At 37.2% G+C, this 15,484-nt stretch carries 15 protein-coding genes; 10 read left to right on the top strand and 5 right to left on the bottom strand.

The features are described 5' to 3' along the window. From GAB14E_RS18245 to tyrS, 5 genes are all read right to left on the bottom strand, one after another. Nucleotides 1-1,404 (bottom strand): nitrous oxide reductase family maturation protein NosD, encoded by a 1,404-nt coding sequence (locus tag GAB14E_RS18245; protein WP_081967714.1) that lies wholly within the window; start codon nt 1,402-1,404, stop codon nt 1-3. A gap of 283 nt (nt 1,405-1,687) precedes the next feature. Further along, nucleotides 1,688-2,689, bottom strand: a complete 1,002-nt coding sequence (gene glsA / locus GAB14E_RS18250) for a glutaminase A (protein WP_033081021.1) — start codon at nt 2,687-2,689, stop codon at nt 1,688-1,690. A 417-nt stretch (nt 2,690-3,106) separates the two neighbouring features. After that, the gene (locus tag GAB14E_RS18255; protein WP_033081020.1) at nt 3,107-4,027 is read right to left on the bottom strand and encodes a histone deacetylase family protein; all 921 of its coding nucleotides are present in this window, start codon (nt 4,025-4,027) and stop codon (nt 3,107-3,109) included. Then, nucleotides 4,024-4,470 carry a hypothetical protein gene (locus tag GAB14E_RS18260; RefSeq protein ID WP_033081019.1) on the bottom strand — a complete coding sequence of 149 codons (447 nt, stop codon included), beginning with the start codon at nt 4,468-4,470 and terminating at the stop codon, nt 4,024-4,026. Before GAB14E_RS18260 ends, GAB14E_RS18255 begins: the two co-directional genes overlap by 4 nt. A gap of 196 nt (nt 4,471-4,666) precedes the next feature. Continuing rightward, nucleotides 4,667-5,866 carry a tyrosine--tRNA ligase gene (gene tyrS / locus GAB14E_RS18265; RefSeq protein ID WP_033081018.1) on the bottom strand — a complete coding sequence of 400 codons (1,200 nt, stop codon included), beginning with the start codon at nt 5,864-5,866 and terminating at the stop codon, nt 4,667-4,669. Nucleotides 5,867-6,253: 387 nt separating this feature from the next. Between tyrS and GAB14E_RS18270 the strand changes: the two genes are divergently transcribed. From GAB14E_RS18270 to GAB14E_RS18310, 10 genes are all read left to right on the top strand, one after another. Then, nucleotides 6,254-7,765: a peptidoglycan DD-metalloendopeptidase family protein gene (locus GAB14E_RS18270; protein ID WP_033081017.1), complete on the top strand. Its 1,512-nt coding sequence runs from the start codon at nt 6,254-6,256 to the stop codon at nt 7,763-7,765. Continuing rightward, nucleotides 7,758-8,933, top strand: a complete 1,176-nt coding sequence (locus tag GAB14E_RS18275) for an anhydro-N-acetylmuramic acid kinase (protein WP_033081016.1) — start codon at nt 7,758-7,760, stop codon at nt 8,931-8,933. The genes GAB14E_RS18270 and GAB14E_RS18275 overlap by 8 nt, the downstream gene beginning before the upstream one ends. A 257-nt stretch (nt 8,934-9,190) precedes the next feature. Continuing rightward, nucleotides 9,191-9,382, top strand: coding sequence for a hypothetical protein (locus GAB14E_RS18280; protein WP_033081015.1), 192 nt, complete (start codon nt 9,191-9,193; stop codon nt 9,380-9,382). 183 nt (nt 9,383-9,565) lie between these two features. Next, nucleotides 9,566-11,047: a Na+/H+ antiporter NhaC family protein gene (locus GAB14E_RS18285; protein ID WP_033081014.1), complete on the top strand. Its 1,482-nt coding sequence runs from the start codon at nt 9,566-9,568 to the stop codon at nt 11,045-11,047. 170 nt (nt 11,048-11,217) lie between these two features. After that, entirely contained in the window at nt 11,218-11,343 is a 126-nt protein-coding gene (locus GAB14E_RS25450) for a hypothetical protein (RefSeq protein WP_269429098.1), read from the top strand. Nucleotides 11,344-11,614: 271 nt separating this feature from the next. Continuing rightward, nucleotides 11,615-12,232: a LysE family translocator gene (locus tag GAB14E_RS18290; protein ID WP_033081013.1), complete on the top strand. Its 618-nt coding sequence runs from the start codon at nt 11,615-11,617 to the stop codon at nt 12,230-12,232. Between the two features lie 68 nt (nt 12,233-12,300). Then, nucleotides 12,301-13,200, top strand: coding sequence for a DNA-binding transcriptional regulator OxyR (gene oxyR / locus GAB14E_RS18295; RefSeq protein WP_052093472.1), 900 nt, complete (start codon nt 12,301-12,303; stop codon nt 13,198-13,200). Nucleotides 13,201-13,603: 403 nt separating this feature from the next. Beyond that, the gene (locus tag GAB14E_RS18300) at nt 13,604-14,131 is read left to right on the top strand and encodes a hypothetical protein (RefSeq protein WP_033081012.1); all 528 of its coding nucleotides are present in this window, start codon (nt 13,604-13,606) and stop codon (nt 14,129-14,131) included. A gap of 129 nt (nt 14,132-14,260) precedes the next feature. Further along, nucleotides 14,261-14,773 (top strand): hypothetical protein, encoded by a 513-nt coding sequence (locus tag GAB14E_RS18305; protein ID WP_156115660.1) that lies wholly within the window; start codon nt 14,261-14,263, stop codon nt 14,771-14,773. 103 nt (nt 14,774-14,876) lie between these two features. Further along, entirely contained in the window at nt 14,877-15,218 is a 342-nt protein-coding gene (locus GAB14E_RS18310; protein ID WP_033081010.1) for a hypothetical protein, read from the top strand. Nucleotides 15,219-15,484 lie beyond the last annotated feature (266 nt).

Genomic DNA, 15,484 nt, shown 5'->3' with positions numbered 1-15,484 from the left:
TTATTCCTTCAAGCTTACGCTAGTTGCTGTTGTCGACGGTGTAACATTGTCTTTTGTAAGCGTAAGTGATGTAACTGATTTTTCACTGTTGGCAATATTTACTGAGCTTATTAAGTTTGGTGCAGTCATCAACGGGAAGCTGTCCTTGATGCCGGGTGGTTTTAATACCGGAAATTGTCTTTGCACCCAACGTAAAATTAAAATAGCAGGGCTGTCCATGATCATTTTCATTTCAGGGTACTGCCATATAAGTTTATCTATACCGTAGTTTGGTTCAAAAATAGTATCGCCAATGCCGTCATTATCCATGTCCCAGCCTAAATAGTTACTCCAGTAATTACCTTGACCGTCTTTGCTCCATTCTTGTTTTTTATTGGCAACATATTTTACTTGCGTGGGATTGTTGATGAAGCTATTACCGTATATTTTGATATTTTCTGAGCCGGCAGTTAAATGAATACCAATTTCTGCGGTATCAATAATATTGTTTTTCAGCGTGTTATAACCGGAGTTATAAATAAATAAACCTTTACCATCACGGCCAAGTACTTTGTTTTCAGGCTTGGTCCAAACATTTTTGATATAGTTATTACTAAAAGTTGATTGGGTAATAAAATTGAGTAAAAATCCGTAATCTTCACTATCTGTAGTTTTGTTGCCTGTAATAGTTAAACGACGCGAACTCATCAGGGCATAACCTGCCCGAGTAGAATAGGCGGTATTATCTTTGATGGTATTATCGTAAGAATACATATAATGAATACCATAACGTAAATGGTGCATGGTATTTTGTTCAATAATATTATTTTGACTAGAAATAACATAAATACCATCACGCGTTTCACTGACTTCATTGTGAAAAACATGGCTGTTAGTGACATTAGCGATCTGAATGCCGTTGCCCCTATCAGCAGAGCGCAGTGCTAAATTACCCCTAACACGGTTATGACTAACTATGATTTTATCTGCTTGGTTAATCCAGATGCCAAAACCATCACCCATTAAGATATTATTTTTAATGGTCAAATTAAGAACTTTTTTATTATCTACTTTATCGTGAGAATAAATGCCTGAATTTTGATTGGTTAAGTCGTCACCCCAATTGATAATGGTAAGGTTTTCTATGGTGATATGAGAATTTTTTAGCCATAAAGCATGGCCCTTGCCTTGGGCATCAATAATAGCGACTTCGCCTCTTACGTTAGTGCCACGTAGAATGATTTTTTTACTGATAATGAAATTACCGAAATACTGGCCGGCAGTTAAAGTAATCACATCGCCATCTTGGCTGTTATCTAGAGTCAACTGTAAGTTATCACTGGCAGATAATTGAATTTCTTGCGCGTTTAATTGTTGGCCGTAAAAACAGGATAAAACTAACAATAGGGTAAGTATTTTTGTGATACGAAGCAAAGTAGTAAATTTAAAAATGGTAACTACAGCTAGAATAACATTATTAGATGAAAATCAGTTGATCTCGATTAACTATTAACGGCTTATTTTAATTATTCAACAGCTTTATGTCGCTACTCATAATAGTAAGACAGAAAGGTAGGATTACATTTTCCTAGTGAAATAGTCGCTATGAAAAAAAAAGCCCGTTATAAAATAACGGGCTTTGAATTCAGTATTCTAGCGAATTGTGGTCGTTAATTAAAACTTAATAAATTAAGCTTCATAACGCTCACTAAAAAATATTAGCGTTTAATTGTTCAGCTATAAAGTCTATAGCTTGTTGAGCGCGTATGCTATTACCGGCAGAATCAAGTCTTGGTGAAAAAACAGCTACGGAAAATTGGCCTGGGGAAACGGCAATGATACCGCCACCAACACCACTTTTTGCTGGTAATCCTACTTGATAAGCCCATTGACCACTATTTTCATAAAGTCCTGCCGTGGTCATTACTGCTAATACGCGTGAGACATTGTCACTGCTCATCAAACGTTTTTTTGTTAAGGGGTGGATACCATTATTAGCAAATACAGATGCCATCACAGCAAGATCTTTGGCGGTAACGGCTACAGAACATTGACGGGTATATACCGCAAGATTGGTATCTACATCACCATAAAATCTGTCATAAGAAGTTAATAGCTCAGCTATAGCGCGATTATGGCCGTTAGTGTCAGTCTCAGATTGATAAACATCTTCCAAAACGTTTAACTTGCGATTGGCAAATTTATTGTACCAAGCAGAAAGTCCTGACCACTTAGCTTTTTCGTTCTTACCATCCAATAAGCTAACCGCTGCTATTGCGCCTGCATTCACTAAAGGGTTAACACTGCGGGCCTTATTTTGCTCTATGGCCGTCACTGAATTAAAGGCTAAACCTGTGGCATTAACGCCAATTTTATCAACAATAACTTGTGGACCATTTTGTTCCATCGCCAATGATAAAGTGAATACTTTTGAAATGGATTGTATAGAAAATGGCTGACTCACATCACCCGCGCTATAAATTTTTCCATCAGTGGTGACTAACGCTAAACCAAAGTAAGTAGGGTCTACCTTGGCTAATGCAGGAATATAGTCAGCATTTTCACCCGGATTTTGCTTTTTAAATTTATGATAAGCATTATCCAATATGATTTGTATGGCAGCTTTTTGTGGAGACTTTGCCAATGCTGGGCTGGCACAGGTAAACACGACAACTTGCAGCAGAATTATTGTGTAGTGAGTTAATTTCATTAAATATATCCTTATTAATATTTAAAACAGGCCGAGGTTTGCAAGCTAAAGTTGTCAGCGTCAAAGTTTTATGTACTTTATACATAACTGTATTGCCGTTTTACCCCTGTTTTTAATGGCCTAGGCTTTTTGAACCGTGCAGGTAAGTCATTTAAGTACCATCCATTTGCATGATTAATGTGCTCTAGGTTATTCCAATCACAGCAGAAAACAACTTGTTATTACACTTGTTCATTATTATTTAAAGGTGAGACTAGGCGATAAAATAGCAATGAAAAAGCCAGTAACATTATTACTGGCTTGATAACGGATAAACTAATTTAGTTGTGTATTTTAACTTACAGTGATACCAGAAAATTTACGTTTACCCACTTGGTAAACCGCAGTAGTACCAACTTTGCTCATTAATCCTCTCTATTATAATTCACTTATCCGATTAATTGCCGCAGAGATGGCTTGTGCACTTTCTTTTGAATAGCCACCACCACCTAGAAAAACAACAGGAATATCTAGCGCTTTAAGGCGCTCTAGTGTTATTTTTTCTCTTTCGACCACATCATCTATCGTTAATTTCATGTGTCCAAGTTTATCACTGGCAAGCACATCGGTACCGGCAACAACAAAGGCGACTTTATAATCACTCGATAGCGTATTTAATGCTTTTTGGTATTTTGCTAAATACTCATCACCTGAGATGCCTGAACTTACGGGTACAGGAAAATCTATACGCTCTCGAGTAAACTCACTTTGAGGATAGATATCACTATTATATACATCCAATATTTTTACTTTATCGTTATCGAGAAAAGTTCTAGCATTACCATTACCATGATGAGCATCGGTATCAATAATTAAAACTTGATCGGTATTTATTAGTTCACCGCTTTTAATCAGCTCTTGGTAGGTAATGCCGATATCATTATAAATACAGAAGCCTTCCATATTATGCTGACTAGCATGATGATAGCCACCAGCTAAGTTCCAGCAATTCTTTCCCGTTAAGGCTAACTTGGTTGCTTGCAAAGTAGCGCTTACACCATAACGCATTGGCGATAATATTTTTTTATCTAAGTAACTAAACCCAACAAAAGGTATGTTAGGTACTTCTAATGCTCTTAGAATTGTCACTTTCTCAATAATAAGCAACTCTATCAACTCGTTAACAAATTCATTCACAAGTGTTAACGAAATAGGATTTTCAGGAGAGTGAAATTTTATGTTGGAGTTGGATTGGATATCATCAAAAACCTTTTGAAATTTCATACCGTCAAAAGGATGCAAATAGCGTAGTAAGCCTAAATCTATATTGAAATTTTCACTATAAAATATATGTATCATGCTAATTCTCTCGCGTATCTTAATACTTGTTCTGGAGTCCAAATTCCATAACCTAAAATAGAGCCTAATTTGCCATATTCTTTTGCGCTAGGGGTAAAGCTTGGTTTTTTTGCACCAGCCTGTAAACATTGCGCCACAATATGAGAGCAATTGTTACGTGCTAGCTGATATCTAGGAATGTTCAGTTGGATTCCTCGTATAAAAAGTAATATTTCTTTTTCTTCTAAGTCATTTAGGGTTACTGTGATTGGCTGTCTATTTCCCTCGTTCTTAATATCAGTAGCCAAGTTAGTCATGAATGAACCGGGTTGACTAGTTTTAATTTTTAAATCTTTTTTACCTGCCTCACCATCAGGCCAGAAACTTATGTACGTACTGCCAATCGTTAGGGCTGCATGACCGACATGAGTCGAATTTTTTGTCCATATGTGTACTTTTACCATTATTTCATCATCCTTGAATCTAGTGTTTATTTAGTATTTATGTAGTTTTATTTGAAAGTTAATCGTTGTAGCTGCCTTTTGTGGAAATGTATAGTTTTGTATAGTGCTAGTTTCGGTAAGAGTTTTATTCAATTGTTGTAATTAAGTAGTACCTACAATAAGTACTACTTAATTATTAACTATGATTTTAAGGTATTTATTTTACCGTGATACGAGCAAATTTACGTTTACCTACTTGGTAAACCGCAGTAGTGCCGGCTTTAATAACTAGGCTTTTCTCGGTAACTTTTTCGCTATCAATTTTAGCCGCGCCTTGTTTGATCATTCTATAAGCATCAGAAGTACTACCGACTAAACCTGCCTCTTTAAGCAAGTTAGCAATGGCTATTTCGCCGCCTTCAGCTGTAATTTCCAGCTCAGGCATATCATCAGGTAAAGCGCCTTTTTGGAAGCGATTGATAAATTCATCATGGGCAGCTTGTGCTGCGGCTTCATCGTGAAAACGGGCAATTAATTCTTTAGCCAAATCGATTTTAACATCACGTGGGTTTTTACCGTTTTCAATATCGGTTTTATAGCCTTCAATTTCGCTAAGTGGTTTAAAGCTCAATAATTCGTAATAGCGCCACATTAATACATCAGAAATCGACATGATTTTGCCAAACATTTCTGTAGGGCTATCTGTAATACCAATGTAGTTGCCTAATGATTTAGACATTTTTTGTACGCCGTCTAAACCTTCAAGTAATGGCATCATTAATACTGTTTGTGGACGTTGCCCTTCAGATTTTTGTAATTCACGGCCCATTAATAAATTGAATTTTTGATCGGTACCGCCAAGTTCAACATCTGCTTCTAAGGCAACTGAATCCCAGCCCTGTACTAACGGGTACATAAACTCATGAATGGCAATCGCTTGACCATTGGCGTAACGCTTTTTAAAGTCATCACGTTCCATCATACGAGCAACTGTTTGACGAGAAGCAAGTTTTAACATGCCTGCAGCGCCTAATTTATCCATCCAAGTAGAGTTAAACGCTACTGTGGTTTTAGCGGGATCAAGAATCTTAAATACTTGTTCTTTATAAGTTTCAGCGTTGGCTAAGACATCTTCTTTGGTTAATGGCTTACGAGTAACATTTTTACCAGTAGGATCACCAATCATGCCAGTAAAGTCACCAATCAAGAAAATAACTTCATGGCCAAGTTCTTGGAAAGTTCTTAGTTTATTAATAAGAACTGTGTGCCCTAAATGCAAATCAGGCGCAGTTGGATCAAAGCCGGCTTTAATCTTTAGTCGCTTACCGGTTTTAAGTTTTGCTAATAACTCTTCTTCTACTAATATTTCTTCTGCGCCGCGTTTTAGTTCGGCAAATGCTTGGTTAACATCGGTCATCTAGGACTCCACTGACTGGCATTGATACTTAGTCTCTTAATAAGTGATAACTACTGAGTTGTTGCACTGAAAATAGGGCGCACACTATTTTATTAAAACGAGTGGTTATATTGACTAGGTAAAGTTTATTTAATGGTCGAATTCTACTGCACTTTGCCAGTGGGATAAAACCTTATAATGGCTTTTTTAATAAAGAATCATTGATTAAGTCAGTAAAGTTGTAATCTCTTAGGCTAAACAGTTCGAAATGGGGCAGATCGGGCATGATATTTTGATGCGAAAAATTGTTACCGTGAGTTATCGGGGCATTTTTTCTGTAGTTTAGGGTGAGTTTTGATATAGTCAGTAGATTACCTGTGTTTTTTTTGTATTTATCCTTTTCCTGCTATGAAAGTTTCGAGTCGTACTTTGTTTAAAAAATTATTAGAAATATTCCAAAATTTGCCTAAGTTACATCGTTTGATAATCATCGGCAGTAGCGTTTTTTTATTACTATTACTTATTCTACCTTCCAGCAGTGACAATGCTGATAGCGAAGATATCCAAGTGGGTCAGCGTATTCAATTGACACTACCTGAAGATATAGTACCGGCAAGTTCGACGCCAAGGCAAAGTGTGTTACCGCAACGCAGTACGTCTAAAGCCTCTAAAAATACCGCAACTGAACAACTACCTTCGTTAGTTAACAACCAAAGTACTCTGCAAGATGGCAGTTTAGCTAGCGGTAAATTAAAAGCTAAAGTTAAAATACAAGATTCTTTAGACGAGCTTGCTAGTTTAAGCTGGCAAACGGTGAAAGTGCGCAGTGGTGACTCATTAGCATTAATTTTGAAGCGCTTAGGTTTTAGTGCGCAAACAACCTATGCAGTGAGTACAGCGAAAGGTGAAGACAGCAAATTATTAAAAAGGTTGAATGTTGGTGATAAATTACGTGTCGCCAGTAATGAAGCGGAACAATTGGCCGCGCTTGAGTACCCCCTCTCTAAAACAGATACGCTTTTTATTAATTTAGTCGGCGATAGCTATCAATCACACCGAGAAACTAAGCAAGTAGAAATAAGAGAGAGCTTTAGTTACGGTACCATCAACTCTAGTTTTTGGCATGCTGGTGTTACTGCAGGATTGAATGATAGCCAAATTATTAATTTTGCCAATATTTTCGGTTGGGATATCGATTTTGGCCTAGATATACGCGAAGGGGATAGTTTCCATATTACCTTTGAGAAAAAATATGTTGAAGGTGAATACATTGGTACTGGTAATATTTTAGCGGCAGAGATAACCAACCAAGGTGAAGTGTTTCAAGCCGTACGTTTTACTGATGATGAATATTACAGTCCAGATGGCAGGAGCATGCGTAAAGCTTTTTTACGTGCACCAGTTAGCTTTAAATACATCAGTTCAAGCTTTAAGCGTAATCGCCGTCACCCAGTAACAAAACGTGTGCAATCACATAATGGTATAGATTACGCAGCGAAACAAGGTACGCCAGTGGTTGCGGCCGGTAATGGTACGGTTACCCGTGCTGGTTATAGTAAGTACAATGGTTATTACGTGTTTATTCAGCATGGTAATGGCATAGTGACTAAGTACTTACACTTCTATAAGCGGCCGTCAGTAAAAAAAGGTCAACGTGTTAAGCAAAACCAAACTATAGGTTATGTCGGTGCCACTGGCTTAGCAGCAGGACCACATTTACATTATGAATTTTTACTTCATGGTGTGCATCGTAATCCGCGTACGGTAAAACTACCCGATGCTAGACCTATTGCTAAAAAATATAAAAAAGATTTTTTATTGTTAGCAGCTAAGCGGTTAGAGAATTTATCGGGTGCTAAAAATGCTTTACTTTCAACACAGCCTTCAATCGAAGCCAGTGAACTAGCGACTAATGACTGACAAAGAAAGTAAAGTACAAGGGAAATATTATATTGGCTTAATGTCAGGTACCAGCGCTGATGGTATTGATTTAGCACTGGTCGATTTTAGTGATTCACAGCAAAAGTCGAGATTAATCGCTAGTTTTTATCAAGATTATAACTGTACAACAGCCAAAAAAATCACTTCACTTTATCAGCAGGGCACTAATGAAATAGATCGCGCTTTTCATCTCGATGTGGAATTAGCGCATTTGTTTTCTCAAGCAATTATCGCGCTGCTTAAGCAAGAAAATCTCAGCGCCAGCGATATTATTGCTATTGGCAACCACGGACAAACCATTCGCCATCGGCCAAGCGATGATAACCCTTTTACCTTACAAATAGGCTGCTGCCAGACATTAGCTACTTTGACAAATATCCGCGTTGTCGGTCAATTTCGCCGTAAAGATATGGCGTTAGGTGGTCAAGGTGCGCCTTTAGTGCCCATTTTTCATCAACAATTGTTTGCTGACTCTATGAATGCCAACTTTGTTGTCAACATTGGTGGCATTGCTAATATTACTTTTTTGCCAGAGCAGGGGTCGGATAAAACAGTATTAGGCTTTGATACCGGTCCAGGCAATGCTTTACTTGATGATTGGTTTCTTAAACATCATCAAGCAAGTCATGATAAATTTGATAAATCCGGCCTTTGGGCTGCTACTGGCAACATAAACCAAGCGTTACTAATGCAACTAATGCAAGATGCTTATATTAAAGCTGTAGCCCCTAAAAGTACTGGGCGAGAATACTTTAACCTTGATTGGCTTGAGCAGCAATTAACTACTTTTTATGAAAAGAGTAACTTGTTTCTTAGTGCTGAAGATATTCAAGCAACGTTATTGGCTTTTACTGCACAAAGTATTAGTGCGGAAGTTATGTCATTGGCTAAGCAAGGTAAAGTCTATTTATGTGGCGGCGGGGTGCACAATAACGCTCTAGTTGCTGCACTTAAGCACAGTTTGAATAACTCTGAATCAGCTTATACTGTAGATAGTATGCAAGCTTTGAACGTAGATGGCGATATTCTCGAAGCCATGGCATTTGCATGGTTAGCGTATGCTTTTGATCAAGGCTTAGTCAGTAATATGCCTGCGGTAACTGGTGCCAGCGCAACGTGTACTTTAGGTAATGAGTTTTTACCTTAACCCATATCTTACCCATGATTCCGAGCTATATTGTCGGGAATTTATTCTTTTTAATTACTAGTCTTTTTACTTTAACGTTTTTCATACTTTAGAGTCAGTTAGCTCAATTTACTCATTTATCCGAAAAAAACAAAGTAATAATCTACTCGCATTTCATTACTTCAGCACTATACTTAAAAATAGGCTGTTCAAAAAATGAACTGATTGTTGGTGTAGAGTTCTAACTCAGCACACCTTGTTAAGTGAGGGGAGGGCTTATGGAATTTAAAGATATTCATATTGGTATGAAATGTGGCAGTAAAAAAGGCAGTGGTACAGTCACCTGGGTTGATGGTTCAACACATACTATTTATATGGTTGATTGTAAAAATAATAATAATTTTGAAGTAAACATCAGCGATATTATTGAAGATCCACAAGCACACAATAAAGAGGATGATTACTATTAATTAGTTTTCAATATCTTCTTATAAAAGAGAGTTAAAGCCCGATAAGTTTACACATTGTCGGGTTTTTTATTGTTATTAGCTGAGTGATAGATTGAATCTCTTCTAGCTATTTGACAAACTGAGCCCTGTTACTATTGATTAAAGTCTTGGTATTATTATTAAATTTACAGGGTAAGGTGTTTTATGGAATGGTTGTCAGTGCTACCCCCTTTGGTGGCTATTGTTATAGTTGTTTGGAAAAAAGAAGTCATTCTCGCCTTACTTTCAGCGGTGTTCACCGCTGAGTTATTATTAGCAGCACAACATCATAGCAACGCGCCTTTTCATGCCTTTCTCGGCTTCATTGAACGTATTATTAGTGTGGTTAGCTCTGCTGGCAATGCACGAATTTTGATCTTTAGTTTACTTATCGGCGCCTTACTGGCTTATATTCGAGAGTCTGGCGGCGTTACCGCAACCGTAGAAAAGTTAGTGAATAACGGTATTGCCAAAAGTAAAAGGCAAGTAGGTGGTTTAACCATGTTTACTGGCATGGTTATCTTTATTGAATCAAATCTTAGTGTACTTACTGCGGGTATTTTATCTCGCGATTTATTTGATAAATTTAAAATGAGCCGAGCTCGTTTAGCTTATATTATTGATAGTACCAGTGCGCCAGTATGTATTTTAGTATTACTCAATGGTTGGGGAGCGTACGTTTTAGCCCTGCTAAACAATTATGATCTAGGAGAATCTTCTGTCTCTATTTTATGGGGCTCAGTCGCGTTTAATTTTTATGCCATTATTGCGTTACTTATGGTGGTTTATACGGTAGTTACCGATAGAGTGCATGGTCCGCTAAAGGCGACAGAAAAAGCATTAAACAAGACACAATCTGTAGAGCCGCAACAAATCCAACACGCAGTAGCTTCTCCAGCAAACACTAGGCAAAAACCGACGAACCAAGAACAGGTTATCCAAGGCACATTAACTAAAGATATCTTAGAAGAAAGCATGGTGCCTGCTACCAAAGCACGCTTTATGTTAATACCGCTGATGAGCATGATTTTAGGTATGTTCTTCTTTATGTATTGGAGCGGTAATGGTGACATTACGCAGGGTAGTGGTAGTAAATCAGTACTTTATGCTACGTGTTTAGCGCTGGCAGTTAGTTACTTTTTATTGAAATTTTCTAAGCGCTTTGAACATAAAGAATTAGTTGATATAGGTTTTAAAGGTATTGCCGAACTTTTACCTTTAGTGACTATAGTACTAATGTCTCTCACGTTGGGAGCTAGTTTAAAAGAACTTGGCACAGGTATTTTTATCGCCGGTGTTGTTGGTGAGTATTTACCTATAGTGTTTATTGTACCTATGCTATTTTTAGCTGGCGGCATTATTTCATTTAGCACAGGTACCTCGTGGGGAACTTTTGCCATCTTAATTCCAATTGGTGTGCCCTTAATTCAAGCACTAGGATTACCGCCATCATTGGTTATTGCTGCGATTTTAGGAGGTGGAGTTTTTGGTGACCATTGTTCACCTATTTCAGATACTACAGCTGTATCATCTATCGCTTCAGGGTGTGATTTACTTGAACATGTTAAAACTCAAATGCCTTATGCACTTTTTGGCGGCGCATTAACATTAGTCGCCTATTTCATTGCTAGTCTTGTGATGATATAGAAAAAATATAGATATGACCTGAGAAGTAATGTTTTTTATTATTGTTGTAGTAAACAGATTAAGAGTGATATTTATTGATCTAGATCAAGTTTTTCTGTCTATAGTTAACAATATCGGCTAAAATGCGCGCCATATTTTAGTTGATTACTTGTTGTACAGGATACTAGATCATGACACACCACGAAGAAGACTTTAAAGACACTACCTCAACCATCAATGTGCTAATGGTTATTGTGGCAATGGTTGCCATGCCGTTATTACCTATGCTTATGGGTTGGTTTACTATGTTGCGTTAAGCAATCTTAATTATTGCTGGTGAGGAGTATTCGCTCTTGCCAGTGATTATTATTAACTCACTGTTACTCCTTTCAAAATTAGCTCTTCTCAAAATCACCACTTTTAGACATTTTTTTACTCAAAAGCCACTCGGCTGAAACTGTTGGTCAGTACATTATTTCGCATTTAGACTGTTTTATTCTATAATTCATCGCTATTTTATCATTCACAACACACATCTTTGTTAAAGTGTTGGCGAAATTATATCGTTCAAATATTAAGGTTCAATGAATGCCTGATTTAGCCGTTCTTGCGGTATTTATACCAACATTCTTTTTTGTCTCTATTACCCCAGGGATGTGCATGACGTTAGCTATGACGTTAGGCATGAGCATTGGTGTACGACGAACTATGTGGATGATGATTGGAGAACTCATTGGCGTGGCCATTGTTGCTATAGCTGCTGTGCTTGGCGTTGCCGGCATTATGCTTAACTACCCAGATATATTTGAAGTTTTAAAATGGCTAGGCGGCGCTTATTTAGCCTATATAGGCATTAATATGTGGCGGGAAAAAGGTAAAATGTCAGTAGGCGAAAACGAATTAAGCGATGTAAGTCGACAAACGTTATTCTCGCAAGGCTTCGTGACGGCCATTGCCAATCCCAAGGGTTGGGCTTTTATGATCTCTCTACTGCCGCCTTTTATCAGTGTTGACCGTGATGTAGCACCTCAACTTATGGTGTTATTAGGTGTTATTATGCTAACAGAATTTACCAGTATGATGGCTTACGCTACGGGTGGTAAAAGCTTACGAATATTTTTAAGTCGCGGTAATAATATTAAATGGATGAACCGTATAGCGGGTAGCTTGATGGTAGGTGTTGGTTTTTGGCTAGCGCTTGGCTAGCTTTCATCGCATTAACCTAATACCATAGCCTATTACTATTTTTTCTTATTAATTGATAGGCTTTAACTATGATTAAGTTACGCGATTTAGAATATTTAACAGCCATAGATAAACACAAACACTTCGGTAAAGCGGCACAATCTTGCTTTGTTAGTCAGCCGACCTTGAGTGGGCAATTAATGAAGTTAGAAGAGCAGCTTGGTTTACAACTGGTAGAGCGTCATCGCCGCAATGTAATGTTAACGCCAGCTGGCGATCAGCTCGTTGAAGAAGCACGTAAAGTATTACAAGCGGCAGGGCAGTTTGAGTCTTGTGCCAAAGCCTTGCTTGATCCTTTTGCCGGCGATTTACACTTAGGTTTGATCCCGACATTAGCGCCGTATTTATTGCCACATATTATGGCTGACTTAAATACTACTCTGCCAAACATCAATTTCTTCTTACATGAAAACCAAACCAAAGTATTGTTGCAACAGTTAGATGAAGGTAAATTAGATGTGCTAATTTTACCTTACCTTGTCGAAATGGAAAAGTTCGAATCATACCAACTGTTTGATGAACCTTTGATGTTGGCCACGCCTAAAAGTCATCGGCTCGCCAATAAAAAATCTCTTTCATTAGCTGATTTACAAGATGAAAAAATCCTTACCTTGGCTGATGGCCATTGCCTTAAAGATCAAGCGATGGGTTATTGTTTTTCTGCCGGTGCTAAAGAAGATATTAGCTTTCAAGCGACAAGTTTAGAGACATTAAGGCATATGGTGGCGAGTGGCATGGGCATAACTTTACTACCAGCGCTGGCTGCGCAAGGCAATCTAGCCAGTGATACTATTCATTATGGTAAATTTCAAGCACCAGTGCCAATACGTGGAATCTCCCTGGTGATTAGGCCAAACTACTCACGTATGCAGTGTGTTAGAGCTATAGTAGCCAGTGTTCGAAAGTCTCTTAGCGATATCATCAGCTAAATTTTTTAAAGGCACCTTCAAGCTCCCGATTAGTCATAATACCTGAGACTAAATCAGCAATTTTGAAGAACACTTTGTGCGCATTGGAGACATTAGCTATTGAGTTTTTGACATATATTTTCTAATGAATACATCATGTGTGTTACTGAGAAGTCTTAGTAACACACATCAACCAGTATGGTTTTTTCTTTAAGTATATGAAAATAATGAAATTAACGTGTTATTTCTATCAAGTTATTACTGAGACGTCTCAGTAATAACCTTATCTGCCTATAAAAAACACCTATAACAATACAATAAGACTTTGAAATCAAAGAATATTGAGTTACTTTATTCACAATCAAGTAGATGGGAGTTACTGAGACGTCTACATAATAAGCTGTTATATGCACAGGGAGGTCTGGTGAAATTTTTAACATTAGCGTTCTTAATCCTATTTTCAAATGTGACTCTAGCTAAACTTGCACCATCTAAATGGAGTGAGTTAATTCATGATTCAGAGTTTATTGTTTACGGAATCGCTCAAGAAATTAAAATAACTGATTTAGGAACTGGTCAGGCTAAGTTCAAAGTTATAAAAAGTGTCAAGGGTAAATATAACGAGAAATACATTACGGTGCATTGGTCGTCAGAATTTCATGACCAAAGAGTTTATGAACTTAATACTAGTAGTGTACTTTTTGTTAAAAAAGATTCTCAAGGAAAATATGTTGGTACTTCCTACGGAAGATCTTTTTGGAAGATCAATATTGATTATTCAAAGAGAGAAAATAGCTATATTAATCTATTTGGTTCTTTGGCTATGGTTCAAGATACTCCAGAATCAATAACGGAGTATTTTTACCCAGAACGGTGCGGTGAATTAACTGATTATAAAGCTCGAAGAATAAATTTAAATAAACTAATTCAATATATATCAGAAAGTTATTAGGTGGCATTGTGCATATAACAAGTCATTTAAAAGGACAAAAAACAGTTGGTTTTGCTCCTTCGTCGCTTATTTTAACCAACTATTTTTAGCCTCTTAATGAGGCGTTAGGCATCTTGAGGAGAATCGGCGTTGCTCGATAAAATGTTGAATATTTTATTAAATGAAGATGAGCTTGGTGCAGTTGTAAGAGCACATATCCTTATTGAGCAATATGTAGATCATTTTTTATCGCTAGTCGTTCCTAATCATGACTACCTAGATAAGATGAGTATAGATTTTTCTAATAAAGTAAAACTTGCCGTTGCAATGGGTTTAGATGAAGAAATATATAAACCTATAAATTCTATAACAAGTATAAGAAACAAATTTGCTCATAGAGCTAATTTCAAACTCGATTCATCGGATGTTAAAAGTTTTTATGATAGTTTTGTAGCAGAGGATCGTGATGGTATTCAGGACATTATTTCTAATAACCCAGACCGACCTACTGGGCTAGCTGACAAATATTCGCGGTTATCTATCAAAGAAAAACTAGTAGTAATGGTTATATTGCTTGCCATACGTATTGAGAGTGAAGTCAAATTTGAACTCGATTATGCGTTAGATCAGATAGACGATAGTGAAGATGAAATCGATGCCTAACAAGGCGTTCAAACGGACAAAAAACAGTTGGCTGTTTCACTCCGTTCACAATTTTAGCCAACAATTTTTTGCCGCTTAACGTGGCGTTATGTGGTAGATACGAATGCTTGAGTTATCCGAAACACAGGTTAATGAACTTAGATGGGGAGACGCTAATTATTTTGGCTATTATTGGGATACCCAATTCACCGACCCAACGCTCATAATTCGCATCGCACCAGCTAATTCTCCGATTCAAGAGTTAGTATGTAATTGGGCGACTAACTTAAAAGTTAATCTAGACTACAAAAAACACGTGAATCCGCTATTAACTTGGGAAGTAATTTTCGAAGGTTTACCAAATAAAAGGTGGAAGGTTGTTTTTGATTTTACAGAGAATGGGTCAATTGAATTTGAGAGTAATGGACTAGCAGTAAGGCAACTACCGAGTCCAACTACCACATAACAAGCGTTTTAACAGGACAAATAACAGTTGGTTTTGCTCCTGCGTCGCTATTTTAACCAACTATTATTTGCCCATTAAACGGGCGTTTTAAAATATTTATGGAAAATGAAAATGAAAATGAAAAACAAAATATATACAATTATTTTATTTATTACCTTAGCCAGCCCTGTAATGGCACTAGAATGTGAAAATTATTCTGTGAAACATTTACAAATTCAAAAAACTACGGTTTTAGTCAAGTTTAATTCACTTGAAGGTGCAGAAAC

This window comes from Colwellia psychrerythraea (assembly GCF_000764185.1).
Taxonomy (GTDB): domain Bacteria; phylum Pseudomonadota; class Gammaproteobacteria; order Enterobacterales; family Alteromonadaceae; genus Colwellia; species Colwellia psychrerythraea_B.
This window is presented reverse-complemented; position numbering and strand designations above follow the sequence as displayed.

Bases quoted from the DNA above. Each gene is read 5' to 3' on its own strand.
- GAB14E_RS18260 (WP_033081019.1), bottom strand. From the start codon at position 4,470: ATGGTAAAAGTACACATATGGACAAAAAATTCGACTCATGTCGGTCAT.
- GAB14E_RS18285 (WP_033081014.1), top strand. From the start codon at position 9,566: ATGGAATGGTTGTCAGTGCTACCCCCTTTGGTGGCTATTGTTATAGTT.
- GAB14E_RS25450 (WP_269429098.1), top strand. From the start codon at position 11,218: ATGACACACCACGAAGAAGACTTTAAAGACACTACCTCAACCATCAAT.
- GAB14E_RS18310 (WP_033081010.1), top strand. From the start codon at position 14,877: ATGCTTGAGTTATCCGAAACACAGGTTAATGAACTTAGATGGGGAGAC.
- glsA (WP_033081021.1), bottom strand. From the start codon at position 2,689: ATGAAATTAACTCACTACACAATAATTCTGCTGCAAGTTGTCGTGTTT.
- tyrS (WP_033081018.1), bottom strand. From the start codon at position 5,866: ATGACCGATGTTAACCAAGCATTTGCCGAACTAAAACGCGGCGCAGAA.
- GAB14E_RS18255 (WP_033081020.1), bottom strand. From the start codon at position 4,027: ATGATACATATATTTTATAGTGAAAATTTCAATATAGATTTAGGCTTA.
- GAB14E_RS18290 (WP_033081013.1), top strand. From the start codon at position 11,615: ATGCCTGATTTAGCCGTTCTTGCGGTATTTATACCAACATTCTTTTTT.
- GAB14E_RS18275 (WP_033081016.1), top strand. From the start codon at position 7,758: ATGACTGACAAAGAAAGTAAAGTACAAGGGAAATATTATATTGGCTTA.
- GAB14E_RS18280 (WP_033081015.1), top strand. From the start codon at position 9,191: ATGGAATTTAAAGATATTCATATTGGTATGAAATGTGGCAGTAAAAAA.
- oxyR (WP_052093472.1), top strand. From the start codon at position 12,301: ATGATTAAGTTACGCGATTTAGAATATTTAACAGCCATAGATAAACAC.
- GAB14E_RS18270 (WP_033081017.1), top strand. From the start codon at position 6,254: ATGAAAGTTTCGAGTCGTACTTTGTTTAAAAAATTATTAGAAATATTC.